The organism is Marinifilum sp. D737, assembly GCF_026672275.1.
Lineage (GTDB): Bacteria > Bacteroidota > Bacteroidia > Bacteroidales > Marinifilaceae > Marinifilum.
The window spans coordinates 151531-175353 of the sequence record NZ_JANQCD010000001.1; the positions used below are offsets into that span (position 1 = coordinate 151531).

23 protein-coding genes are annotated in these 23823 nt (G+C 36.9%); 13 read left to right on the forward strand and 10 right to left on the reverse strand.

Annotated elements, in window-relative coordinates:
* The first annotated feature begins 29 nt into the window (after positions 1 to 29).
* The 5 genes from NQ163_RS00700 (at position 30) to NQ163_RS00720 (ending at position 5978) form a co-directional block, all read left to right on the forward strand.
* Complete coding sequence (locus NQ163_RS00700) at positions 30 to 281, forward strand: type B 50S ribosomal protein L31 (RefSeq protein ID WP_120238494.1); 252 nt, start codon at positions 30 to 32, stop codon at positions 279 to 281.
* A gap of 180 nt (positions 282 to 461) precedes the next feature.
* Complete coding sequence (locus tag NQ163_RS00705) at positions 462 to 1652, forward strand: GlmU family protein (RefSeq protein WP_268188408.1); 1191 nt, start codon at positions 462 to 464, stop codon at positions 1650 to 1652.
* A 171-nt stretch (positions 1653 to 1823) separates the two neighbouring features.
* On the forward strand, positions 1824 to 4277 hold the full coding sequence (gene lon / locus NQ163_RS00710) for an endopeptidase La (RefSeq protein ID WP_268188410.1): 2454 nt from the start codon (positions 1824 to 1826) through the stop codon (positions 4275 to 4277).
* A 134-nt stretch (positions 4278 to 4411) separates the two neighbouring features.
* Positions 4412 to 5512 (forward strand): AI-2E family transporter, encoded by a 1101-nt coding sequence (locus NQ163_RS00715; RefSeq protein WP_268188411.1) that lies wholly within the window; start codon positions 4412 to 4414, stop codon positions 5510 to 5512.
* A 106-nt stretch (positions 5513 to 5618) separates the two neighbouring features.
* Positions 5619 to 5978: a hypothetical protein gene (locus NQ163_RS00720; RefSeq protein WP_268188413.1), complete on the forward strand. Its 360-nt coding sequence runs from the start codon at positions 5619 to 5621 to the stop codon at positions 5976 to 5978.
* A 56-nt stretch (positions 5979 to 6034) separates the two neighbouring features.
* Here NQ163_RS00720 and NQ163_RS00725 read toward each other — a convergent pair whose 3' ends face one another.
* Positions 6035 to 6952, reverse strand: coding sequence for an NAD-dependent epimerase/dehydratase family protein (locus NQ163_RS00725; RefSeq protein ID WP_268188414.1), 918 nt, complete (start codon positions 6950 to 6952; stop codon positions 6035 to 6037).
* Between the two features lie 172 nt (positions 6953 to 7124).
* Between NQ163_RS00725 and NQ163_RS00730 the strand changes: the two genes are divergently transcribed.
* The 7 genes from NQ163_RS00730 (at position 7125) to NQ163_RS00760 (ending at position 16367) form a co-directional block, all read left to right on the forward strand.
* Positions 7125 to 7892 (forward strand): TIGR00266 family protein, encoded by a 768-nt coding sequence (locus NQ163_RS00730; RefSeq protein WP_268188415.1) that lies wholly within the window; start codon positions 7125 to 7127, stop codon positions 7890 to 7892.
* Positions 7893 to 8283: 391 nt separating this feature from the next.
* Complete coding sequence (locus NQ163_RS00735) at positions 8284 to 9435, forward strand: cytochrome c3 family protein (protein ID WP_268188416.1); 1152 nt, start codon at positions 8284 to 8286, stop codon at positions 9433 to 9435.
* 154 nt (positions 9436 to 9589) lie between these two features.
* On the forward strand, positions 9590 to 12553 hold the full coding sequence (locus NQ163_RS00740) for a 4Fe-4S dicluster domain-containing protein (protein WP_268188417.1): 2964 nt from the start codon (positions 9590 to 9592) through the stop codon (positions 12551 to 12553).
* A 126-nt stretch (positions 12554 to 12679) separates the two neighbouring features.
* Positions 12680 to 14059 carry an NrfD/PsrC family molybdoenzyme membrane anchor subunit gene (gene nrfD / locus NQ163_RS00745; RefSeq protein WP_268188418.1) on the forward strand — a complete coding sequence of 460 codons (1380 nt, stop codon included), beginning with the start codon at positions 12680 to 12682 and terminating at the stop codon, positions 14057 to 14059.
* Between the two features lie 4 nt (positions 14060 to 14063).
* The gene (locus tag NQ163_RS00750; protein WP_268188420.1) at positions 14064 to 14585 is read left to right on the forward strand and encodes a DUF3341 domain-containing protein; all 522 of its coding nucleotides are present in this window, start codon (positions 14064 to 14066) and stop codon (positions 14583 to 14585) included.
* 19 nt (positions 14586 to 14604) lie between these two features.
* Positions 14605 to 15768, forward strand: coding sequence for a hypothetical protein (locus NQ163_RS00755; protein ID WP_268188421.1), 1164 nt, complete (start codon positions 14605 to 14607; stop codon positions 15766 to 15768).
* A gap of 23 nt (positions 15769 to 15791) precedes the next feature.
* A complete protein-coding gene (locus tag NQ163_RS00760) occupies positions 15792 to 16367 on the forward strand; it encodes a c-type cytochrome (RefSeq protein WP_268188422.1) in 576 nt (191 codons plus the stop codon).
* 67 nt (positions 16368 to 16434) lie between these two features.
* On the opposite strand, the gene NQ163_RS00765 is transcribed toward NQ163_RS00760, so the two are convergent.
* The 8 genes from NQ163_RS00765 to NQ163_RS00800 all read right to left on the reverse strand — a co-directional run bounded on the left by NQ163_RS00765 (position 16435) and on the right by NQ163_RS00800 (position 22830).
* Entirely contained in the window at positions 16435 to 16755 is a 321-nt protein-coding gene (locus NQ163_RS00765; RefSeq protein WP_268188424.1) for a cation transporter, read from the reverse strand.
* Positions 16756 to 17070: 315 nt separating this feature from the next.
* Complete coding sequence (locus tag NQ163_RS00770; protein WP_268188425.1) at positions 17071 to 17937, reverse strand: protoheme IX farnesyltransferase; 867 nt, start codon at positions 17935 to 17937, stop codon at positions 17071 to 17073.
* Between the two features lie 149 nt (positions 17938 to 18086).
* On the reverse strand, positions 18087 to 19037 hold the full coding sequence (gene coxB / locus NQ163_RS00775; protein WP_268188426.1) for a cytochrome c oxidase subunit II: 951 nt from the start codon (positions 19035 to 19037) through the stop codon (positions 18087 to 18089).
* Positions 19038 to 19040: 3 nt separating this feature from the next.
* Positions 19041 to 19328, reverse strand: a complete 288-nt coding sequence (locus tag NQ163_RS00780) for a cytochrome C oxidase subunit IV family protein (protein WP_268188428.1) — start codon at positions 19326 to 19328, stop codon at positions 19041 to 19043.
* 10 nt (positions 19329 to 19338) lie between these two features.
* Positions 19339 to 19956: a cytochrome c oxidase subunit 3 family protein gene (locus tag NQ163_RS00785; RefSeq protein ID WP_268188430.1), complete on the reverse strand. Its 618-nt coding sequence runs from the start codon at positions 19954 to 19956 to the stop codon at positions 19339 to 19341.
* The gene (locus NQ163_RS00790; RefSeq protein WP_268188431.1) at positions 19949 to 21559 is read right to left on the reverse strand and encodes a cytochrome c oxidase subunit I; all 1611 of its coding nucleotides are present in this window, start codon (positions 21557 to 21559) and stop codon (positions 19949 to 19951) included. Before NQ163_RS00790 ends, NQ163_RS00785 begins: the two co-directional genes overlap by 8 nt.
* 62 nt (positions 21560 to 21621) lie before the next feature.
* Positions 21622 to 22011: a GxxExxY protein gene (locus NQ163_RS00795; RefSeq protein WP_268188432.1), complete on the reverse strand. Its 390-nt coding sequence runs from the start codon at positions 22009 to 22011 to the stop codon at positions 21622 to 21624.
* Positions 22012 to 22047: 36 nt separating this feature from the next.
* Complete coding sequence (locus NQ163_RS00800) at positions 22048 to 22830, reverse strand: SCO family protein (protein WP_268188433.1); 783 nt, start codon at positions 22828 to 22830, stop codon at positions 22048 to 22050.
* A gap of 225 nt (positions 22831 to 23055) precedes the next feature.
* Here NQ163_RS00800 and NQ163_RS00805 point away from each other — a divergent pair, with 225 nt between their 5' ends.
* The gene (locus NQ163_RS00805) at positions 23056 to 23493 is read left to right on the forward strand and encodes a c-type cytochrome (RefSeq protein ID WP_268188435.1); all 438 of its coding nucleotides are present in this window, start codon (positions 23056 to 23058) and stop codon (positions 23491 to 23493) included.
* Positions 23494 to 23533: 40 nt separating this feature from the next.
* Here NQ163_RS00805 and NQ163_RS00810 read toward each other — a convergent pair whose 3' ends face one another.
* On the reverse strand, positions 23534 to 23797 hold the full coding sequence (locus tag NQ163_RS00810; protein ID WP_110361064.1) for an SEC-C metal-binding domain-containing protein: 264 nt from the start codon (positions 23795 to 23797) through the stop codon (positions 23534 to 23536).
* Between the last annotated feature and the right edge of the window lie 26 nt (positions 23798 to 23823).

Consider the following 23823-nt stretch of genomic DNA (forward strand, 5'->3'; position numbering starts at 1 on the left):
GATTATAAGAAATTTAAAGGATATTTAAAATGAAAAAGGGAATACATCCGGAAAACTACCGTTTGGTAGCTTTTAAAGACATGTCTAACGAAACTGTTTTTTTAGCGAAGTCTACTGCTAACACTAAAGAAACTATCGAATTTGAAGGAACAGAGTATCCATTGGTAAAATTAGAGATTTCTAATACATCTCACCCATTTTATACTGGTAAGATGACTTTGGTAGATACTGCTGGACGTGTAGACAAGTTCATGAACCGTTACAAGAAGTTCAAGAAGTAAGATCAAAAATTACTATAGAAGAAAAGCTCCGAATATCGGAGCTTTTTTTTTGTGCAAATTTCTGAGCGAAGAATTACTATGTACAATCAAGGCAAGTTATTCAACTCTTTTTTTGTATTTTTGACCATACATAAAATTTGAAACACACGAATCCTTGGGGGATTTACTATTACTACTGCAATGAATTATATTCTTTTTGATGATGGAGCATGGAACGAATTGCTTCCTCTTACATTTACTCGTCCTGTTTCCGAGCTCCGCATTGGAATTACTACCATACGCGAGAAGTGGGAACGTTTATTAAACACTGAATTTAGCTTTTTAACTCAAGAATATTTGAGTGAGAAGTATCCTTTAAAAAAGGATGATACGAACATTTTAATCAATGGATCTGTTATAGCAAATAAGGAATTGATTGATGCCATTCAGAATTTAAGGGAAGGAGATTTCTTAATTGCAAATAACCTTGTGATTGCTGCTTGTTTAAATGCTGATGAGATCGCACAGGTACAAAAGGAAAAATTGGAAGGTGTAAATGCTATCGAATTCACAGGAGAGTTTGATCGAATTAACAAAACCTATGATATTTTCTCATTAAATGATAAAATCTTGCGTCAGGATTTTGCTTTGCTTACGGAAGGAAGACAATCTCAACCCATATCGGATACTGTAAATGTATTGGGCAAGGAGAATATCTTTATAGAAGAAGGTGCATCTGTTGAGTTTGCAACATTAAATGCACAAAAAGGGCCAATTTATATTGGTAAAGATGCTGAAATTATGGAAGGTGTTTTAGTGCGTGGACCTTTAGCAATGTGTGAACATTCGGTTCTGAATTTAGGAGCAAAAATTTATGGAGCCACAACACTGGGGCCTTATTGTAAATGTGGAGGAGAGTTGAATAATGTAGTAATGTTTGGCTATTCAAATAAGGGTCATGATGGATTCCTTGGTAATGCAGTACTTGGAGAGTGGTGTAATATTGGAGCAGATACCAATAACTCTAACTTAAAGAATAACTATTCGCAGGTGAAGCTTTGGAACTATGTAAGCCAAAATTTTGCAAGAACAGGATTGCAATTTTGTGGAACCATAATGGGTGATCATTCTAAGCTGGGCATTAATACCATGCTGAATACGGGTACCGTTATTGGCGTAAGTTCGAATGTATTTGGAGCAGGTTTCCCTCGCAACTTTATTCCGTCATTCTCAATGGGAGGACACCATGGATTTAAAGAGTACCGTTTAAATGCAACTTATGAAGTTGCCGATTTGGTAATGAAACGTAGAGGAAAAGAATTTGATGATGTTGAAAAGAGGATTCTGTCTCACATTTTTGAAATGACAAAAGAGTACAGAAAATCATTTTAAAGTATAAATGAAGAGTCCTTACAAAAAAATGTGAGGACTTTTTTGTTTGGCACAGGGATTGCCAAGTACATAGCAGCAAATTTTTTTTTAGAGGAAGCGACATTTTGTCACATCAGTTTAATAAAAACTTACTTCCTTTACAGATATAATGTAAGAAAGGCAGACGAGATAATGAGTAGTAAGATAGAATTCAATATTAGTGATATAGTTTTGTCGAATATGATGGATGAAGATTCGGATTTTATTCCAATTATAACCGATGAGGATGAAAGTGCATTGGATGAGTTGCAGGTACCTGACACTTTGCCAATACTACCTCTTCGAAATACAGTTTTATTTCCAGGAGTTGTAATTCCAATTTCTGTTGGTAGAGAAAAATCGTTGAAGTTGGTTCGCGAGGTCTACAACAACAAAGGAATGTTGGGAGCAGCTTCTCAAATTGATTTGAGTGTTGAAGAACCACACTTCGAGGATATCAATAAAATTGGTACCGTGGCTCAAATTATCAAAATTCTTGAAATGCCTGATGGAACCACTACGGTGATTCTTCAGGGGAAAAAGCGCTTTGAGCTTGAAGAGATTATTAGCGAAGAACCATTTCATGTGGGTCGTATCAAAACCATCAAGGATCAGCGTCCCGAGGTGGAAGATAACGAGTACAAAGCCTTGGTTTCTTCGGTTAAAGATATTGCCATTAAGGTAATCAAGTTATCACCTCAAATTCCAAACGAAGCTTCATTTGCAATTAAGAACATCGAAGGTTCATCATTCTTGATCAACTTTATTTCAAGTAACTCGGAGATAAAGCATAATCAGAAGCAAAGATTGCTTGAGTTTGATAATATTCGCGATAGAGCAATGAAACTTCTTGAATATTTGGTTCGTGAAGTTCAGGTTCTGGAGTTGAAAGATGATATTCAGTCGAAAGTGAAGACTGATATGGATCAGCAGCAAAGAGAATATTTGTTGCACCAGCAAATGAAAACCATTCAGGATGAATTGGGCGGAAGTCCGAACGACCAGGATGTAATGGAGCTGGAAGAAAAAGCCAAAGATAAAAAGTGGGCTGAAGAGGTTGAAGAAACTTTCCAGAAAGAGTTAAAGAAGTTACAAAGATTGAACCCAGCTGCTGCTGAATATTCAGTTCAATTGAACTATTTGCAGGAATTACTGGATTTACCTTGGAGTGAATATACCGAGGATAACTTCGATTTAAAACATGCTCAGAAAGTTCTGGATAATGATCATTTTGGCTTGGAGAAAGTGAAAGACCGTATCATTGAACACCTGGCGGTACTTAAATTGAAAGGTGATTTGAAATCTCCAATTTTATGTCTTTACGGACCTCCGGGGGTTGGTAAAACTTCATTGGGAAAATCGATCGCAGAGTCTTTGAACAGAAAGTATGTCAGAATGTCTTTGGGTGGATTACATGATGAATCAGAAATCCGTGGACACAGAAAAACATATATTGGCGCAATGCCAGGTCGTATCATTCAAGGCATGAAGAAAGCCGGATCATCGAATCCTGTATTCATTTTGGATGAGATCGATAAAGTAGGTAGCGATTTTAGAGGAGATCCATCTTCTGCATTGCTTGAGGTATTGGATCCGGAGCAAAACAACGCTTTTCATGATAATTTCCTTGAGGTAGATTACGATTTATCGAAAGTGATGTTTGTGGCAACTGCTAATAATGTTGGATCTATTTCGGCACCGCTTCGCGACCGTATGGAGATGATTGATGTTAGTGGATACATTCAGGAAGAGAAAGTTGAGATTGCTCGACGTCACCTGATCCCAAAACAAATGGAGAACCATGGTATTACTTCAGATCACATAAAAATATCGAAAGAGGTAATTGCAGTGGTAGTTGATAAATATACTCGCGAGTCTGGTGTTCGTGCTCTTGATCAGCGAATTGCAAAAATAATGCGTAGAGTTGCACGAAAGGTTGCTATGGATGAAGAATACGATGTAAATCTTAAATCTGAAGATTTAAAAGAGTATTTGGGCGCCGAAATGTTTAGCCGCGAAAAGTATCAGGGCAACGATTATGCTGGAGTGGTAACCGGATTGGCCTGGACTTCAGTTGGAGGTGAAATTCTGTTCATAGAATCAAGTCTTTCTGCAGGAAAAGGAAAGCTAACCTTAACAGGTAATCTTGGTGATGTGATGAAAGAATCGGCATTATTGGCTCAGGAATACCTACGTGCACATTGTGATTCTTTAGACATTAAGAAAGAAGCTTTCGATGAGTGGAATCTTCATGTTCACGTTCCGGAAGGAGCAATTCCAAAAGATGGACCATCGGCAGGTGTAACCATGGTAACTGCAATGGCTTCAGCCTTTACACAGCGTAAAGTGAAGAAAAACATTGCGATGACTGGTGAGATTACATTGAGAGGTAAAGTACTTCCGGTTGGTGGAATTAAGGAAAAGATCCTTGCAGCAAAACGTGCCGGAATTAAGGAGATTATTCTTTGTAATCAGAATAAGAAAGATATCGAAGAAATTAAGGATGTTTACTTAAAAGGATTAAAATTCCATTTTGTAGATGAGATTATGGAAGTTCTTGAGATTGCTTTAATGAAGCAGAAAGTTAAGAATCCACTGAAAATATAATCAGGATAAAAATTAGAAGAAAGGCTCTCAAATCGAGAGCCTTTTTCATTTTGTAGACCTTAGTGTCATAAAAATTCTTACTTTTAAGTTCAGTTATTCCTTACTGATATTACACATTTAATTGCTTTTCAAGAATGAACGGAAAAGGGAAATATATTTTGGTAGCCATTGGTTTAATCATTTTAGGATTAATGGTTTGGTATTTTAGCAATATTGTTGCTTACATCTTAATTTCGGTAGTTTTATCTTTCATTGGACGACCTGTAGTCGATTTTTTGAATAAGGTGAAATTTAAGAAATGGACCTGTCCACCGGCTTTATCGGCAGGAATTACCCTGATATTACTTTGGTTTGTAATGGTAATGTTTTTCCGCACATTTATACCAATGGTAGCCGCGCAAGCCGAGGAGTTATCTACTATTGATGTAAACGCAGCGGCTCACAGTTTGGAAGAACCTATTAAAAATCTTGAAACATTAATTGCAAAATATTCTGCAGAAGGAGATGATTTTAATCTGAAAGCTGTTGTAATCGATAATTTCACCTCTTTTGTAAAGATTTCTGATGTATCATCCATATTCGGTTCATTGGCAGGTACATTGGGAAATATATTTATTGCACTTTTCTCCATCTCGTTCATCACATTTTTCTTTTTAAAGGATAGCAGTTTATTTACTGGTGGTGTAGTTTTAATGGTGCCAGCAAAACACGAAGAGGGTGTTCGTCACGTACTGGATTCAATCAAAAACCTACTGATGCGTTACTTTGTGGGTTTGTTTTTTGAGGTAATATTAGTGGGATTTTTGGTTACCATTGGCTTAAGTATAGTTGGTTTGCCTTTTGGAACTGCAGTGGTAATTGGACTTTTTGCAGGCATGATGAATGTGATTCCTTACATTGGGCCGATAATTGGAGCCACATTTGGAATGATAATAGGAATTGCAACAAACATACATGCTGATTTTTACACAGAAATTTTACCTCTACTTGGTTATATGGCATTGGTTTTTGCCTGTGTACAGGTTATCGATAACATTTTGTTCCAACCATTAATTTATTCCAATAGTGTCAATGCACATCCATTGGAGATTTTCATTGTAATTATTATGGCAGGAAGTATGGCTGGAATTATTGGAATGATGCTGGCAATACCATCATATACCATTTTGCGTGTGATTGCCAAAGAGTTTTTTAATCAATATCGATTTGTCAAGAAATTAACAGAGAATATTTAACTATTGAAATATGAAAATTAGAATACTAATTACTAATCTTTTTTTTATCGCTTGCATACTTTTATCCTTATCTTCTTGCAACACAGAAAGTATGAAAAAGGTTTCAATGGATAAATTCATTGGGACATGGGAATTAAAAGGAAGGTCTATGCTGGAAGGTATTAAGATCGAGATAAAGAAAACGGATTCAGGAAGTTTAGTTGGTAAAGTTGTTGAGATAAACGATAATAAGTATGTGAGATTTTTTGTGGAACCAAATGAAACTTGGATTACAAATATTAAGAGGTCTTCCAATTCTCAATTTAGGTTGACAGAGAAGAAAATAGGAAGTGCATTATTTGCTACTTATGGTTTGGGAACGAATAAAGAGTTTAAAGTTGAGTTTTTAAATAACGATACAATAGGATTAGGATCTGATTCAAAAGATCCTGAAAAATCAACAATACAATATTTAAGAGTTAAATAACAAAAACGGATGATTCGATAGAGTCATCCGTTTTTACTATAAGCCAAAAGCTTAATCTATATACTTGATGCCTCAAAATGATTCTTCAGAAGATTGATTTCGTCTTCAAAGCCCAACACCTCTCCCTGGTATAATTTCATAATTCGATCATCAACTTTAACAATTTGCTGTGGTAATTCAAGGTGTTGATTGGTGAAAACAATTTCGATGTCAGAATGTTGTTGCTGCACACTTTCTACCAATTCCATAATGGATTTATTATAGTCTACCAGATTATAAACTCCCGAATCTAACTTTCCACCTAACAAATTTGCCAGAATATTGGTTGTTTTGTCAAGGGAAATGAAAGGTAGTTTTTGATTGCCACTACCATGAATTGAGATTTTACCAACGAAATGCGAATTGAAAAGAAGATTGTTTAGAATTCCTTTCATTTTCATACTTACTCCGTAGCCAAATACATTACCCAATCGAATTATTTGAGTGTTGATTTTTGGCATAATCCTTTCAACATGTTGTTCGCCTCGTAACTTCGAATTACCTAATGATGATGTTGGCTCCAACATAGAATAAACATCATATTCTTGATTGGAATAACCGTATACCTCAGTTGAACTGAGATAAACAAATTGTTTTACATTGCTGTCTTCAACAGCATATATCAATTCGGCAGTTCCCCAATTGTTTACTTGTTCGTGTATTTGATGTAGTTTCTCATCATCCGTATTTTCAGCTGCCAGATGATACACAACATCCACATCTTTTATCAAACTGTCGAGTGTTCTGGAGTCTAAGAGTTCACCTTTAACAAACTTGACCTTTCCAGGTTTAATTTGAGAGTGAAGAAACAGGTTGTAATTATCCTGACTTAAATTATCCAATACGGTTATTGCTCTAACTTCTGGATTCTGATTCAATTTCCTGCATAGCTCAGTGCCAATATATCCGGCACCTCCTGTAATTAATACTTTCATGACAGCTCTCTGATTAGATTCTTAATAGGTGTACTAAAGTTACAGATTATCTTGCTTTACTACCAAATAAGTATTGATTCTCTTTTGATTGAATAATAATGAATACAATAAAATTAGATGTCTATAAAGAGTTATTTACGATAATCTGTTAACTTTAAAAGAAAAACATTTTATGAGATCACACGAAATAGACTATGAGATTAAAGGGCACGATATCCAGTTGGTAGAAATTGAATTGGATCCGAACGAAACGGTAATTGCCGAAGCTGGGGCTATGCTTTATATGAAAGAAGGAATTGAATTTGAAGCAAAAATGGGTGATGGATCGGAACCTGACAAAGGCTTGTTCGGAAAATTACTAAGTGCTGCGTCTAGAAAAATAACCGGCGAATCTATTTTTATCACTCATTTTACTCATCGTGGGATGGGGAAAAGTCATGTGGCCTTTGCAGCTCCATACCCGGGGACTATTGTTCCTTTGGATTTAGAGCAGTTAGGAGGTTCAGTAATTGTGCAGCGTGATGCATTCTTATGTGCTGCATTGGGTACAAAAATTAGTATGCACTTTAATCGAAAATTGGGTTCTGGTTTTTTCGGAGGAGAAGGATTCATCCTGCAAAAACTACAAGGAGATGGTAAAGCTTTTATTCATGCAGGAGGAACATTAATCGAGCATGAGTTGAATGGAGAAACCCTAAGGGTTGATACAGGTTGTATTGTAGGTTATCAGGAAGGTGTTAATTTTGATATTCAGCAATCTGGAGGATTAAAATCGATGTTGTTTGGTGGAGAAGGTCTTTTTCTTGCTACACTAAGTGGAAGAGGAAAAGTTTGGCTGCAATCTATGCCAATTCGTAAGTTGGTAAGTCAGCTAAGCCCTGCAGGACCCAATGCCTCAAAAGAGAGTAGTGGAGGTATTTTAGATTCATTACTAGAATAATAAAAGTATAAGAATTTAATTTATAAGATGCTTCATATTTAATGAGGCATCTTTTTATTTATATCCATTTTTGAGTACAGAAATTATTTAGAAACGGTTTTTTTCAATTTTTTTTGAAATACAGGAATTCATAGGAAATACTAATAGAAGACTCCCTTATCTTTTATTAGCTGTGCTAATTATTGCAGTTTGTTATGTGAAAAGGCTGTGATTTAATAGTTTAAATTGTTATATTTGGTAGAGAGCGAGTCGTTTAAGAAAAAAAAACGCTTGGATTGTTTCTTGAAATATTGATGAATTGTAGGGGAGAAGAGTAAAGAAACAGTCAATTTGACATTGCACGATTGCGAATTGCTATTATATAACCTTATCTGTAATAAATGCCTGACCTATGAGTAAACCCTACAGATTAACATGTGCCTTGTTCATATTTATTTTGCTGCTTGCCCCATTTCAAATTCTTGCTAGTGAGGCTGATTCTATTGCGAAAGATGATCATTCTGGTCATTTCGATTATTTTTTAAATAGTGAAAAGAGAGGCGAAAGATTGTTTAAAGGATTAACCAGAACTCCTGTAGAGTGGCAATCTTGTGTTTCATGTCACAATATCGATTATATCGACACACTAAACTGGAATCCTTCTGCTAAAGCTATTGCAGGAACATTTGCCAATAAATCGATTGCTGAATTTCGTTCGGCTTTAATGTCTCCCTTGGGCAAAAAAATGGAGGAATCTCATCAAAACTATTCCTTTTCTGATGAGGAGTTAGGATACATTAAATCTTACCTGCAGGATTTGAATAGTGGTGTTCTCTATGATACTAAACCTAAGGTGAACAACCTGATTGTATTTTTCTTTTTGGGAGCCTTAATCACATTGGCTTTGGTGGATCTTTTTTTTACGAAGAAAATCAAGTATAAAATAATTCCGGTACTGATTTTTGTATTTGCTTTTGGTTACCAAATTCAGATGCTTGCAGAAGGTGCGATGGCACTAGGTCGCAAGCAGAATTATGCACCCATTCAGCCAATCAAATTTTCGCATAAAATTCATGCAACTGACAATAAAATTGATTGTCGATATTGTCACACTACCGTAGATGAGAGCAAATCGGCTGGAATACCTCATGTAAATCTATGTTTGAATTGCCATGTTATTGTGCGTGAGGGAACCAATTCGGGTAAATTCGAAATCAATAAGATTCATGCAGCCATCGAAAGTAATACACCCGTAGAGTGGGTACGAATTCATCAGTTGCCTGATCATGTTTTCTTTAGTCATGCACAACATGCCAATGTGGGTAAGAGAGATTGCCAGGAATGTCATGGTTTGGTTGAAGAAATGCATGTAGTAAAACAAGTCGAAGATCTTTCGATGGGCTGGTGTTTGGATTGTCATGATAAAACTGCAGTTGATTTTCGCGAAAACGGATATTATTCTGAATCATTTAAAAAGTTACACGAGAAACTTACTTCGGGTGCAATAGATAGTGTTAGAGTAACGGATGTCGGAGGAAGGGAGTGTGCTCGTTGTCATTACTAATGGACTGCGAGTAGAACCCAAGCATCTTAATTTATGTCACTTGATAATCGTTTACCAATGAGACGTCCTTGAGAAAATAATTATTAACTATCACAATTATAATTATTTGCGAATGGAAAGTTCCATCTGGTCTTAATAAGTAAATTATAAACAGATGAATAAATATTGGAAAAGCCTTACCGAACTTAAAAATGGAGAAAACTCTGTTCCTGATCAAGCAATGCCTAAAGGGAATCTGGAACAAATTTTAGATATTTTCGATAAGAATGAAAATGCTTCCAAGAGTAACCGACGTGATTTTTTGAAACTTTGTGGTTTCAGTCTTGCCATTAGTACCGTAGTTGCAAGTTGTGAGAACTCAGTTCAAAAAGCCATTCCCTATTTGATCAAACCTGAAGAAGTAACTCCAGGTAAAGCCAATTATTATGCGTCGAGCTTTGCGAAAGGAAACGATTATTGTAGCATTCTTATTAAAACTCGTGAGGGAAGACCAATTAAGATTGAGGGAAACGATTTATCGGGCGTGACCCATGGAGGAACCAGCTCAAGAGTACAGGCTTCCGTTTTGGATTTGTATGATACAAGTCGATACAAACATCCTAAGAAAGGAAATCAGAAGTTAGCATGGGAAGAATTGGATGAAACAGTTAAGAAGGAATTAAATCGTCTTAAAAACGCCAATGAACAATTTGTATTGCTGACTTCGAGCATTTACAGTCCAAGTACCATTAGTGTTATTCAGAAGTTCATCGCCGAATATCCAAATGTAAAATGGGTACAATATGATAGTCAATCTGCGTTAGCACTAATTCAAGCAAACGAAATGTGCTTTGGTAAAGCGGGTGTTGCTGAATACCGATTTGATTATGCAGATATGATTGTAAGTTTTGATGCTGATTTTTTGGGTACATGGTTAATGCCTGTGGAGCATATCAGGCAATATACCAAGAAGAGAAAACTATGCAATGGCAACATTTCCATGTCTCATCATATCCAAATAGAATCAAGATTGTCGCTTACTGGTAGTAATGCCGATAAAAGGATTCCTGTAAAGCCTTCAGAGCAAAAACTTCTGATTGTGCAGCTTTACAATGAGATTTTAAAATTAGCAGGGAAAGAGATTTATTCAGTTCCGGCAAGTAATGATAATATGAAACAAATCGCCAAAGATTTGTGGTCGTATAAAGAGAAATCACTGGTTGTGTCAGGGTCGAAGGATACCAGTGTGCAAGTGATTGTAAACGCTATTAATTTCGAGTTGGAGAATTATGGTTCTACTTTAAGGGTAGACAAACAACTACATACTTTCAAAGCCAATGATTCAGATATGGATCAGTTGTTGAAAGATATGAAATCCGGTAAACTAAAGGGAATAATAAGCTATGGGGTGAATCCGGTATTCGATTACCAGCAGGGAAAAGAATTTTCTGATGCATTGAAAAAGATAGACTTTAGTCTGGCCATGGATGAGGTTCCAAATGAAACGACTGCATTGATGAGTTTGCTTGCTCCTGATAATCATTTCCTGGAAAGTTGGAACGATTTTGAACCCAAAACCAATCGATACAGCTTGATGCAACCAGGAATTCGTCCGCTTTTCGACACGCGCCAATTCCAATCAAGCCTGTTGAGTTGGATGGGTGAGGATAGCAACTATCTTAACTTTATAAAAAATCATTGGGAAAAGAACATGTACCCAATGCAAACGGCTTATCCAAATTTTACAACTTTCTGGAATCATACATTACAACAAGGTGTATTTGAACCTGGCGTAAAGTCAGTTTTCGATACGAAGTTTAGCCTGGCCAATATGAACAGCTTTGTGAATCAACTGGCAAAACAAGCAGATAACAAAGGTATAGAACTGCAATTGTACGAAAGTATTGCCATTGGCGATGGAAAGATGGCCAATAATCCTTGGTTACAGGAAATGCCAGACCCGGTAACGAAAATTTGCTGGGACAATTATTTATGTGTCTCGCCGAAGCAAGCCGAAGAAATGATGTTGGAAACCGGAGATGTAGTTGAACTGAATTCTCAAGTGAAACTTCCGGTGTATGTTCTACCTGGACAGGCATACAATACAGTGGCAGTTGCTACTGGCTATGGGCGTCAGGTTTGCGGTGTTGTTGGGAAGAATGTTGGTATAAATGTAAACTTCTTGCTACCATCCAATGATGATTTTACAGGAGATGTCAAGCTGGTAAAAACGGGTGAAATATACAATTTGGCCATGACGCAAACGCATCATTCTATGGAAGGAAGAGCCATTGTTCGTGAAGCTGGACTGGAAGAGTACAAGAAGAATCCATCGGCTGGGAATGAATCTCATCATGCCTACGAAAATGCAAGTATTTACGAAAAACCAAAGTTTCCAAATCACCATTGGGGATTGGTGGTTGACCTAAATTCCTGTGTGGGATGTGGTGCTTGTTCCATTGCTTGTCAGTCGGAAAACAATGTCCCCGTAGTTGGAAAGAAAGAGGTGATTCGAGCACACGAAATGTCGTGGATCAGAATCGACCGGTATTTTTCGGGAGATGAATTCAATCCTGATGTTTCCTTCCAACCTGTAATGTGTCAACATTGCGATAATGCTCCATGTGAAAATGTTTGTCCGGTGGCTGCAACCAATCACAGTAGCGAAGGTTTGAATCAAATGGCTTACAACCGATGCATCGGGACCAGGTATTGTGGTAATAATTGCCCTTATAAGGTGCGACGTTTCAATTGGTTTGACTATACCAAAGCCGATTCGATACCAAACAATTTGCACGATGTGGCAGAAATGACCATTGACCTGAAACGAATGGTACTGAATCCTGATGTTACCATCAGAGCCAAAGGTGTGATTGAGAAATGTTCGCTATGTGTTCAACGAATTCAGGAAGGAAAACTAAATGCTAAGATTGAAGGCAGAAAAGTGAAAGATGGAGAAATCAAGACCGCTTGCCAGCAGGCTTGTCCATCGGGAGCCATCATTTTTGGTGATTTAAACGATAAAGAGAGCAAGCTCGTAAAAGAAACTTCCAGCAAGCGAAATTACCATCTACTCGAAGAGATTCACACCTTACCATCGGTAAGCTACTTAACGAAGATTAGAAATAAAAAAGCTTAATGAAGGTAAAAGGTAAAGGGCCTTTTCCGCTTTTCACTTTTAGCTTGTTAAGTAAACATGATAGATTAAAATAAGCAAGTGTTTAAATTATACAGTAAAGATTGAACTAATTATAAATCCACGCCTATGTATGTGTCGCCTATCAGAGAACCCCTTGTAACGGGGAAGAAGACCTACAAGAAAATAACGGATGAAATTTCCGCTCCTATCGAAGGCAAGCCCGGAAAAGCATGGTATGCAGGTATTACCCTCACTGTTTCAGCCTTGCTGCTTGGCCTGGCCATGATGGGATATACCATTTGGCAAGGAATAGGAACCTGGGGACTAAACAAAACCATTGGTTGGGGGTGGGGAATCACCAATTTTGTATGGTGGGTTGGTATTGGCCACGCTGGTACTTTTATTTCCGCCATCTTACTGCTATTCCGCCAAAAATGGAGAACCAGTATCAACCGTTCGGCCGAAGCAATGACATTGTTCGCTGTAATGTGTGCAGGTTTATTCCCTTTAATTCATATGGGTAGACCATTACTGGGATTTTTCGTTTTCCCATACCCGAATACGCGTGAACTATGGGTAAACTTTAACTCGCCATTATTATGGGATGTTTTTGCCATTAGTACCTATTTCACGGTATCTCTGCTTTTCTGGTATGTGGGTTTAATTCCTGATATTGGAACCATAAGAGATCGAATGAAGTCCAAATTTAAGAAATGGATTTACGGATTGTTGAGCTTTGGTTGGACCGGATCTGCAAAGCATTGGCAACGTCATGAATCGATCAGTTTAATTTTGGCAGGTTTGGCAGCGCCTCTTGTGCTTTCGGTTCATAGTATTGTAAGTACCGACTTTGCCACCTCGGTGATCCCCGGTTGGCATACCACCATCTTCCCGCCCTATTTTGTTGCAGGGGCCATTTTCTCTGGTTTTGCCATGGTACTTACCTTGCTGATTGTAACCAGAAAAGTCTTGAACCTTGAGAACTACATTACCGTTGGTCATATCGAATCGATGAATAAGATTATCATTGCTACAGGGTCTATTGTTGGTATTGCTTATATCACCGAGTTGTTTATTGCATGGTATTCTGGAGTAGAGTATGAGCAGTACGCTTTCCTTAACAGAGCAACAGGACCATATTGGTGGGCTTATTTGATCATGATGACCTGTAATGTAATTTCGCCACAATTGTTGTGGTTCAAGAAATTGAGACGCAACCTGGTATTTACCTTCATTCTGTCCATATTCATCAATATTGGAATGTGGTTCGAACGATTTGTAATTATTGTAACCTCTCTTCACCGTGACTATTTGCCATCCAGCTGGTCGATGTATGAACCAACAATGGTAGAAGTTGGAATTTTTATAGGAACACTTGGCCTGTTCTTTACCTGTTTCCTTCTGTTCATTCGAGTATTTCCGGTAATTGCCATTGCCGAAGTAAAGAGTGTACTGAAGAGTTCGGGAGATCAAAAAGATAAATCTGAAACCAAAGAAAAACATTAGAGACATGAGGAGATACATTTCGGCATATTTCGAGGATGAGGAGAATCTTTTAAGAGCGACAAAAGATTTAAGAGACAAGCAGCTTACTATTCAGGATGTTCTTACTCCTTTCCCAATTCATGGTTTGGATCCAATTTTAGGTTTCAAGCGATCAAGAATACCAACAATTGGTTTTATTGGAGGAGCAATTGGCTGTATCATAGCCTTTGGTTTCCAGGCATGGGCATTTGTAGTGGATTATCCTTTGTTCATTGGTGGTAAGCCACACTTTGCCATTCCATCTTTTATACCTATCACTTTTGAGTTGACTGTTTTGTTTGCTGCTTTTGCGATGGTATTTGCTTTCTTGATTCGATCGAAATTAGGACCTGGTGCAAACAACCCCATTCATGATGAAAGAATAACCGATGATCGATTTCTGATTATTGTTGATTTGGATGAGGCAGGAAATCAGGATGAATTGGTGAAAGAAATTCTGCTAAAGGAGGAGGCACAAGATATTAAAGTGAAAGAGATTGACAAATAACATTCAAAATCACACAGAGATGGAAGAAAAATATACTTTAAAACGAAAAACACAATATGGAATCTTATCCATAGCGGGCGTTGGAATTCTCTTGCTGATTTTGGGCTATTTTATCGAATCTCCAAACAGGCAGGAATTGTGGACCAATGTTCTGATCAACAACCTGTATTTCTTGTTTATTGCACTTTTTGGAGGCGTCTTTTTGGCACTTCACAAGATTTCATATGCAGGTTGGTATACGGCCTTAAAAAGGATTCCTGAAGCTTTGACCAAATTTCTACCCATTTCAGCAGCTTTAATGTTTCTAATCTATTTTGGAATGCACGATTTGTATCACTGGTCACACGAAGGGCTGAATGATCCAATACTTGAAGGAAAAGAAGCCTATTTGAATGTTCCATTCTTCTTTGCTCGAATGGCTTTGTATTTTCTGGGTTGGATTGGTTTAACCTACTTGCTAAGGAAGAATACGCAGAATCAGGATCTAAATCCGGATTTAAAATATCACAACAGGGGAAAAATTTTGGCTGCATTGTTCATGGTATTTTTTGCCATAACTAGTTCTACCATGAGTTGGGATTGGATCATGTCAATTGATGCACACTGGTTCAGTACCTTGTTTGGCTGGTTTATTTTTATTGGAATGTTTGTTTGTGGTATCGCCACAATTATTTTACTGATTGCTTTCCTGAAATCCCAGGGGTATTTGGAATACATCAACAAGGAACACATTCACGATATGGGCAAGTACCTGTTTGCTTTTAGTATTTTCTGGATGTATTTGTGGTTCTCACAGTATCTGTTGATTTGGTACAGTCATATTCCTGAAGAAACAGCCTACTTTGCACCACGATTGAACGATCACAAAGTCTTGTTTTTTACGGTTCTGATTATCAATTTCCTATTTCCATTTCTTGCCCTAATGACAAGAGATGCGAAACGAAATTTAAAGTGGCTAAGCTTTGTGGCAATAGTTGTATTGCTTGGTCACTGGCTGAATATTTATATGCTTGTGATTCCGGGAACCATTGGCAAAACTGCACAGATTGGCTTAATCGAAATTGGTTTTATTGCCTTGTATTTGGGAGGATTCCTTTATGTGATATTTACCTCTCTGACCAATACACCTTTATTGGTGAAAAATGATCCTTTACTCGAAGAAAGTTTCCATTACGAAACCTGATTCATCATTTTAATGAATTGACTATGAAAAAAAATAGATACATATCGGTTTTAGCACTCTTGCTGATAGGAGTAATGACTTCATGCGATAAGGATAATAATCATCCAGGTTATTCGTATTTTCCTGATATGCAGGATTCTCGAGCTTATGAAGCTTATTCTTCCAATCCGAATTTTACCGATGGGAAAACACTAAGATTGCCTGTGGAAGGAACCATTCCCAGAGAAATGATTCCATATACATTTGAGAAAACTCCAGAGAACAGAATCTGGGCAGGTCAAAATATCATAAACATGACAGAAATGAGCATGGAGGATGTTGAAAGAGGCAAGGAGTTGTTCGGTATCTTTTGCATCAATTGCCATGGAGAGAAAGGAGATGGACAAGGGTTTTTATACACAAGTGGCAAGTATCCATATGCTCCCAAAAGTTTGGTTACGGATATATTAAAAACTACGCCAAGAGGAGAGTTTTTTCATGTAATTACGATCGGATTTGGTGTGATGGGAGCTCATGGGGCGCAAATTAAGCCTGACGATAGATGGAAGATTATAGAATACATTAAGGTGGAACTCCAAGGAAAAGACATAGGGCAGTAATGCTGATCACATAAAAAAAAGAGACATTTCTGGTGAGATGTCTCTTTTTATATCATTAAACTTTGTATCATTCATTTACGGTATAGCCCACCGTTTCAATTTTTTGCGCAATTTCTTCACGGTTCACTTTGTCTTTTTCAACCATAATGGTTACTCGGTTATTCTTATGAGAAGCCTTAACCTCTTTCACCCCTTTGATTTGTTTTAATCCGTTTACAACCGTGTTTTCGCATCCGGTACAAGTCATTCCACTTACATCAAATTCCATTTTTTGATATTCTACAGTTTGTGTAGTGCTTGCTTTATCAGTTTGTTCTGATTTTTTTGTGTTTGACTGACATGCGGCAAACAAACCTAACGCCAGGATTAGAATTAATATTTTCTTCATTGTATTTTGCTTTAGTTGATTTATAAATTTAAGTAGTATCGAATTAAATGTCCAGTAAATCAGTTTTAATAACAAATCTATAACAAGATACTAATCCGAGTTCGACATAAAAGCGATTTATTAAATCTCTGTCAATCTACATAATATGGCTTCAAAGCTTAAGGTAAAAGCTGTTAGCAGTTAGCTATTGGCTTTAAAAAGGTAAATTCAGTAATTTGCTAACTGCTAAAGGCTAATAACCTTTGTTTTTTTATAAGCGTACTTACTTATTTTGTAGAAACTTATAAGATAGTTCTTAAAATCGAACTCGCGTTACTACAAATACAATCGGTCAATGCCAATCATGATCATTACCAATAAAAAATATAGATTCAGCCTTAAAAAAAGTTTTCTGGTATGAGATCTTTCTTCTTTTTTGAGTAATATAAAACTGTTTGGTATAATCCACATGGATAGTATGAGTAAGGCCCAAATCAATATTTGAGAAGAAATCACACTAAATACAGGTAGCAATAAGGCCACAACTATGGTTGCGAGCATCCATATCAAAGTAATTTTTCGAATTTGATTGAGCGTAAATACGTCAGTTAATACTTTGAATCCTGCTTGTTTGTAATCTTTACCATAGAGGATTAGTAATAACCAAAAGTGTGGAATTTGTCCAATAAAAAAGAAAAAGGAAAGTGCCAAAATAGGAGGTGCCAATAAGTCGCCTCCGGCGGCTACCCAACCTATCCAGGGTGGAAATGCGCCACTCAAAGCACCTGGAACCACTGCAAAAGCAGTAAACTGTTTGAGGGGAGTGTACACCAAATTGTACCAGAATATAGATAGAATGGCAATCCATAGACTGGTAAGATTTCCTCCCCAGGCAAGAAAACCACATCCGGTCAATAGAAAAAGTGCGCTCCACCTTACTGCTTCTGAAATACTGATTCTTCCTGAAGGAATAGGTCTGAACTTTGTCCTGTTCATTAACGCATCCTTCTTGTATTCTTGTATATGATTTAGGGCTGATGCACCCATTACAATTAAAAATATCCCAAATACGACATGAAACATTTGCCAGGAAATTTCTGGAGTATAAAGAATAAATCCTGTAAAGCATGATATGGCAATTGGAACTGCAATTTTAACCTTGCCAAGTTCCAGAAGTACGGATATTTTTGATTGTATATTCATTAATGATGTGAGTCAAATGTTTATATAGCTTATATAATTCTAGAAGTTCGATCGAATCATACTTATTAAAAAGGCTTTCAGCGCTTGGCTTTTAGCTTTGAATACTTAGTAAGTAAATAAAATAATACAATGCTAAAAGCTTGTTTTTGTTATTCATCATCGCTAAGGGTTCTCATGAATTTAATGATTTCACCAATGTCTTCTTCGGTAAGCTCATTTTTGTAGGATAACATCAATCCTTTTTGATATCCATCTACAATGTCATCATTCGGATTGTAAATCGAATTCAGAACATATGCACTATCAACAACAACTTCTCTTTTTTCCTTTCCGGTTTTTACGATTTCAGTTTTCCCGAAAAGGCCTTTCCATGTTGGCCCAACCAATTTAGAACCATCAATGGAGTGGCAGGCCAAGCAACCATTTTTTTGTACAATTCGTTTGCCCAAAGCACCTGGTTTATCGGATATTAAAGTCACGGTTTGGGTTGTATCAATGTACCAGGAATCAAACTTATCCTGTGGCATTACAATTACCGATGTTTGCATGTATGAATGTTGCAAACCGCAATATTCGGTGCAGAACAGATCGAATTCACCTTCGCGACCAGGGATAAACCACATCATGTGTTCTTGACCTGGTACAACATCCTGTTTCAATCGAAATGCAGGAATGTATACACTATGCAGTACATCCAATGCCACTAAATCAAGTTTGATCGCCCTGTCGATCGGAACATACAGTGTATCGGTTTTTTTTCCGTTTTCATATTCGAATTGCCAGTTCCACATTCTCCCAATGGTTTTAATTTCAAAGGCATCTTCAGGCGCTTCCTTCATAGGTTTATATCCTATCCAGCCATAGTAAAACATTACCATAACTAAAGCTGTTGGTATTACGGTCCACAATATTTCCAAACTAACACTCCCGTGGATTTGTGTTGCTTTTGGGTTTTTCGATTTACGATATCGAAATACAAAATATATCATTACAATTGTGATGGCTATAAGGAAAAATATGGTAATTCCTAAAATCACAATGAATGAGGTATCAACTCCTTTTACAAAGTTTGAAGCATCGGCTATTCCTTTCGAAAACATAAGCTATCGGTATAAGTAGTCCATGAATGTAATAACTATAACGCAGGCCAGTAGCAAAAACACACTTGCTACCATGATGCCATAAAATTTCTTGTCGAATTTTAAATGCATAAATATCAGCAATACCAAAACCGACTTGATGCTTGCCAGTAGCAATGCTGTGGTTACTGTATATGGGCCTAAATCTATTCCTGTTACAGCTACTGATACAAATGTCATAAACAGCAATGCAATCAGGACATATACATATGTTCTGTATTTTACGATGTGTGTATGTTGGTCTTTTTCCATAGTGTTTTATTTAGGTAATGAGATAAAATAATGGGAAAAGGAAAATCCAAATTAAATCGACAAGGTGCCAGTATAGGCCGCTGTTTTCCAGAATGGCAAAATTATCGTGCTGCACTTCATTTTTAACAACCAAGTGCATTACATAGCCAATAAATGCCATACCTATAACAATATGAAGAGCATGTAAGCCTGTCATTGCGTAATACAATCCAAAGAATAGCAATTCACCTCTACTTGCTTCTTGTAAGGTCATGCTGCCCGGATAAATTCCATGAGAGATTTTACCACTCCACTCGAAATATTTGTTCACCATAAAAGCCAAGGCCAACAGAAGTGTTATGCCCATCAATATCAGCGTAAGCTTTTTGTTCTTGTACTGAATGGCACTAATGGACATGGCAATGGTCATACTACTAACCAAAAGAATAACGGTATTGATGGTACCCAGAGTAGTGTCCAGTTCTTCGGCAGCCAAATGGAAGGCCAAAGGGTTTAAGTATCGATAAACCGAATAGGCAATGAATAGTCCACCAAATAATAGAAGTTCGGTGAAAATGAAAATCCACATACCGGTTTTAGCACCTTCATCGTCTCTGTGTTCGTCTATGTGTACCTGATGATCATTCATATCCGTAAGGGTGTTTAGTTACTGTAGGAATTTCTTCAAAATTTTCAAGGCTAGGAGGGCTTGCTACTGTCCATTCAAGTGTTTTACCTTTCCAAGGATCTGCTTCGGCAGGTACACCATGTTTTGCAGAGCGTACCAGGTTGGTAATGATGATAATCAAACCTGAAATCATAAGTAATGCTCCTAGCGATGATACGATATTGGGACCGTGGAATTCGTCAACATAGTCGTAATATCTGCGAGGCATACCCGTCATGCCCAAATAGAACATTGGCAGGTAAAGGATATTGAATCCTGTAAAGAATATTGCCAAGCCAATATTTGCCCAGGATTTATCGTACATTTTTCCGAACATTTTTGGATACCAATAATGAATGGCTCCAAAGAATGCGTACCCGGTTCCACCGAATACAATAAAATGGAAGTGGGCAACTACAAAGGCGGTATCATGCAAATGCACATTGGTAGATAATGCTCCTAATACCATTCCCGATAGTCCACCAACCATAAAGACAAACAGGAAGCAAAGCGCCCATAAAAATGGAGTTTGAATATCGATGGATGCCTTGTGCAGAGTGGCTACCCAGTTAAAGATTTTAATGGCACTTGGTATGGCTACAAAGAATGTTAATATGGAGAATGTATACAATGCGGTACCACTCATTCCTGATGTAAACATATGATGCCCCCAAACAAAGTAACCCACAAAAGCGATGGCCAGGGTTGATACTACAATTGCTTTGTATCCAAATATGGTTTTGCGGGCAAATGTTGGAATAATTTCAGAAATCACACCCATGGCAGGAAGAATCATGATGTATACTGCTGGGTGAGAATAGATCCAGAAAAGATGTTGATACAAGATTGGATCGCCACCTAATGCCGGATCGAAAAATCCAATCTGCATGGTTCTTTCCAGTACAATCATTAAAAGGGTAACACCTACAATTGGAGTGGCTAATACCTGAATCCACGAAGTGCCGTAAAGTGCCCATGGGAACAATGGCATTTTCATCCAGCTCATTCCAGGAGCACGCATTCTGTGCATGGTTACAATAAAGTTAATACCTGTAGCAATAGATGAGAAACCCAAAACAAAAGCACCGGTAACAGCAGGCAGCATATTGGTTCCTGTTCTGAAACTATATGGAGCGTAGAATGTCCAACCAGTATCTGGAGGTCCGTCACCTATAAATTGAGCTGATAACGCAATGAATGCCCCAATGATATAAATCCACCAGGAAAGAAGATTCAACTTTGGAAAAGCTACATCTTTTGCTCCAATCATGATAGGCAGGAAGAAGTTCCCGAATACAGCTGGCAATCCAGGTACCACAATCAAAAATATCATTGTAATGCCATGCAGCGTGAAGAAACTATTATAAGTTTGAGCATCCATGATAGTCTTGCCTGGAGCGATAAGCTCTATTTTCATGGCAAGCCCAAGCAGAGCTGCTACACTAAACAATACTAACATGCTGTACAAATAGAGCAGACCAATGCGTTTGTGGTCTGTCGAGAAAATCCAGGCAAACAGTCCTTTGAATCGTCCTTTGTATTCAAGGTAACTCACCTCGGTGTGCTGATTTACGGCTTCTGACATATGTGTAGGTATTAATTTATACTTAACCACGAATTACACCAATTTCACAGATTAGTTTGTCTTTACAAGACAAACCTTTTATACTGCAAACTATTGGCATCAAAATTTATTAGTAATCCAAGCTTTTTATTTGTTGCTTTTAAGTAATTCAAAATTTGTGCATGATGAATATCTTCCATTTGCTTGACAGCTTTTAATTCTAATATGATTTCATCATGACAAATGAAATCTGCTATGTATTGTTTATGTAATAAATGGTCTTTATAATAAATGTTTAACTTCTCTTTTCTGTTATATGGTATAGATTTCTTTTTTAACTCAATTTCAAGAGCTTCTTGATAAACAGCCTCTAAAAAACCACATCCAAGTTCTGAATGTACAGCCATACAAGCACCGATAATCTGGAAACACTCTTCTTTAAATAAAACTCTTTGTTGAGCCAATAAATCCATTCTATTTTTATTTGTGTTAATTGGTGTAATTCGTGGTTAACTTCTTTTTCTTCGTGGTTTTCTAATCACTAGTAATAGGAATATAATGATTCCCATAGCCAGTATGATCGTACCTGTAATTTTTGTGATATTTAAAACATAGGCCTGTCCTACAGGATCATAAGAATAACAGTATTGTAATATTTTATTGATGGTAGGTCCAGCTTGTCCTTTAGATGCCTCAAGTATGGCCAGTTTAAATTCGAATGGAAGAAAATAGGTGCCATTTAGATATCGGGTAATCTTGCCTTCCGGACTCAATACAATTACGGTAGCAGCATGTGTATAATCATTACCGGTTTTCTTGTAACGAAATCCCATACTTTGCGTTGCTTTAGCTATGTTAAGGCTGTCCGCAGTGAAGAACTTCCAACCTTCTTCAGTGTTTTTTCCTTTTACCAACGATTTGTAGTTGTTTTTCTTTTTAATGGCCAAGTCAATGGTTTCGGTAGGATCAAAACTGATTGTTAAGACTTGATAATCTTCTGAAAGTTCTAAATCACTTTTTTCAATGACTTCGGCTAAGCCATCCATTAAAGGACTGCAAATTCCGGGACATCTATAGTATACAAATATTAAAGCAGTAGGTTTATCAATTTGCTTTTTCAAATTAACCAATTGGCCTGCTTCATTTGTAATCATTATGTCCTCAGGGATATATTCTTCAAGGTGTTCTATTACACCTACCTCAAAGTCATAATATAACTCTTTGGCATTTTGACTAACCGAAATAAAAGATTGAAGAAGAAAGGCAAGGCAAATAGCAAGTTTTAACTTCATAGTTATTCCTCCAAATTTTAGGGTTAAGGAGAGAAAATGGGCAATAATCCAATAAAATTATTCTCGTCCGGTTAAGTGGTTCTATATAAATATATAAAATAATTTTGTAGTTTTTTATGCTTAACTTTCTTTTTTTACGACACTTAGCTATTTAGATGGTAGAATTATTTTGATAATATCACTCGTGTTGATTATTTTTATTAGGTCTAAACAAGAATCTAAAGCATGAAATTAATAAACCTAATATTTGTCTTTTCCTTGTTCTTTTTAATTACGGCTTGCGGAGAGGCTGATAAAAAAAAGACAGTAAGTACAGATCAAAATATAAGTTTGTCGGAACAGGACCTGGAGAAAGGTGCGGTTTTATATCGAGCGAAGTGTATGAATTGTCATATGAAGTCGGGAAAAGGAATAGAAAAGTTTTATCCTCCTTTGGCTGATTCCGATTACTTAAGGGAAAATTTGGAAGATGCCATTTATATGGTGAAGTATGGCAGTAACAAACCAATAAAGGTAAATGGGATAAAATACAATAGCCTTATGCCTGCCTCCGGATTAACTGATGAGGAATTGGTTTTGGTATTCAACTATATTCTTAACTCCTGGGGGAATGATTATGGAAGTATTACTTTGGATCAGGTTAGGGCTGTAAAAAGAAAATAAAAAGAGATCATTCCATGGAATGATCTCTTATGATAATATTTTAACTTACACTGGTTCTAACTCTAAAATGTTCTTTCCTCAGTTTTTTTACCGATAAGATTTTAATTTCTTCTTCGCCTGTTTTTTCATCTATTTTTCGAACTGCAATTTTGCTTCTTTTTTGATGATCTGGATAATGACAGGATTTGTATTTTTTGCCACTATCGCAATAACATTTTTCATTGCGTTCCATTTTTACGTAGTAAAATTCTTCCTCATTAGTTGAATTGAAGAAGTTTAAAATGTTGTCGAGTAAATTCTTCATTGTACAAGAGTTTTTAGGATTACATT

Coding starts and splice junctions, on each gene's coding strand:
- NQ163_RS00740 (WP_268188417.1), top strand. CDS start 9,590: ATGAATAAATATTGGAAAAGCCTTACCGAACTTAAAAATGGAGAAAAC.
- NQ163_RS00760 (WP_268188422.1), top strand. CDS start 15,792: ATGAAAAAAAATAGATACATATCGGTTTTAGCACTCTTGCTGATAGGA.
- NQ163_RS00805 (WP_268188435.1), top strand. CDS start 23,056: ATGAAATTAATAAACCTAATATTTGTCTTTTCCTTGTTCTTTTTAATT.
- lon (WP_268188410.1), top strand. CDS start 1,824: ATGAGTAGTAAGATAGAATTCAATATTAGTGATATAGTTTTGTCGAAT.
- NQ163_RS00700 (WP_120238494.1), top strand. CDS start 30: ATGAAAAAGGGAATACATCCGGAAAACTACCGTTTGGTAGCTTTTAAA.
- NQ163_RS00750 (WP_268188420.1), top strand. CDS start 14,064: ATGAGGAGATACATTTCGGCATATTTCGAGGATGAGGAGAATCTTTTA.
- NQ163_RS00705 (WP_268188408.1), top strand. CDS start 462: ATGAATTATATTCTTTTTGATGATGGAGCATGGAACGAATTGCTTCCT.
- NQ163_RS00715 (WP_268188411.1), top strand. CDS start 4,412: ATGAACGGAAAAGGGAAATATATTTTGGTAGCCATTGGTTTAATCATT.
- NQ163_RS00730 (WP_268188415.1), top strand. CDS start 7,125: ATGAGATCACACGAAATAGACTATGAGATTAAAGGGCACGATATCCAG.
- NQ163_RS00765 (WP_268188424.1), bottom strand. CDS start 16,755: ATGAAGAAAATATTAATTCTAATCCTGGCGTTAGGTTTGTTTGCCGCA.
- NQ163_RS00725 (WP_268188414.1), bottom strand. CDS start 6,952: ATGAAAGTATTAATTACAGGAGGTGCCGGATATATTGGCACTGAGCTA.
- NQ163_RS00785 (WP_268188430.1), bottom strand. CDS start 19,956: ATGAATGATCATCAGGTACACATAGACGAACACAGAGACGATGAAGGT.
- NQ163_RS00770 (WP_268188425.1), bottom strand. CDS start 17,937: ATGAATATACAATCAAAAATATCCGTACTTCTGGAACTTGGCAAGGTT.
- NQ163_RS00810 (WP_110361064.1), bottom strand. CDS start 23,797: ATGAAGAATTTACTCGACAACATTTTAAACTTCTTCAATTCAACTAAT.
- NQ163_RS00780 (WP_268188428.1), bottom strand. CDS start 19,328: ATGGAAAAAGACCAACATACACACATCGTAAAATACAGAACATATGTA.
- NQ163_RS00720 (WP_268188413.1), top strand. CDS start 5,619: ATGGATAAATTCATTGGGACATGGGAATTAAAAGGAAGGTCTATGCTG.
- NQ163_RS00790 (WP_268188431.1), bottom strand. CDS start 21,559: ATGTCAGAAGCCGTAAATCAGCACACCGAGGTGAGTTACCTTGAATAC.
- NQ163_RS00795 (WP_268188432.1), bottom strand. CDS start 22,011: ATGGATTTATTGGCTCAACAAAGAGTTTTATTTAAAGAAGAGTGTTTC.
- NQ163_RS00800 (WP_268188433.1), bottom strand. CDS start 22,830: ATGAAGTTAAAACTTGCTATTTGCCTTGCCTTTCTTCTTCAATCTTTT.
- NQ163_RS00755 (WP_268188421.1), top strand. CDS start 14,605: ATGGAAGAAAAATATACTTTAAAACGAAAAACACAATATGGAATCTTA.
- nrfD (WP_268188418.1), top strand. CDS start 12,680: ATGTATGTGTCGCCTATCAGAGAACCCCTTGTAACGGGGAAGAAGACC.
- coxB (WP_268188426.1), bottom strand. CDS start 19,037: ATGTTTTCGAAAGGAATAGCCGATGCTTCAAACTTTGTAAAAGGAGTT.
- NQ163_RS00735 (WP_268188416.1), top strand. CDS start 8,284: ATGAGTAAACCCTACAGATTAACATGTGCCTTGTTCATATTTATTTTG.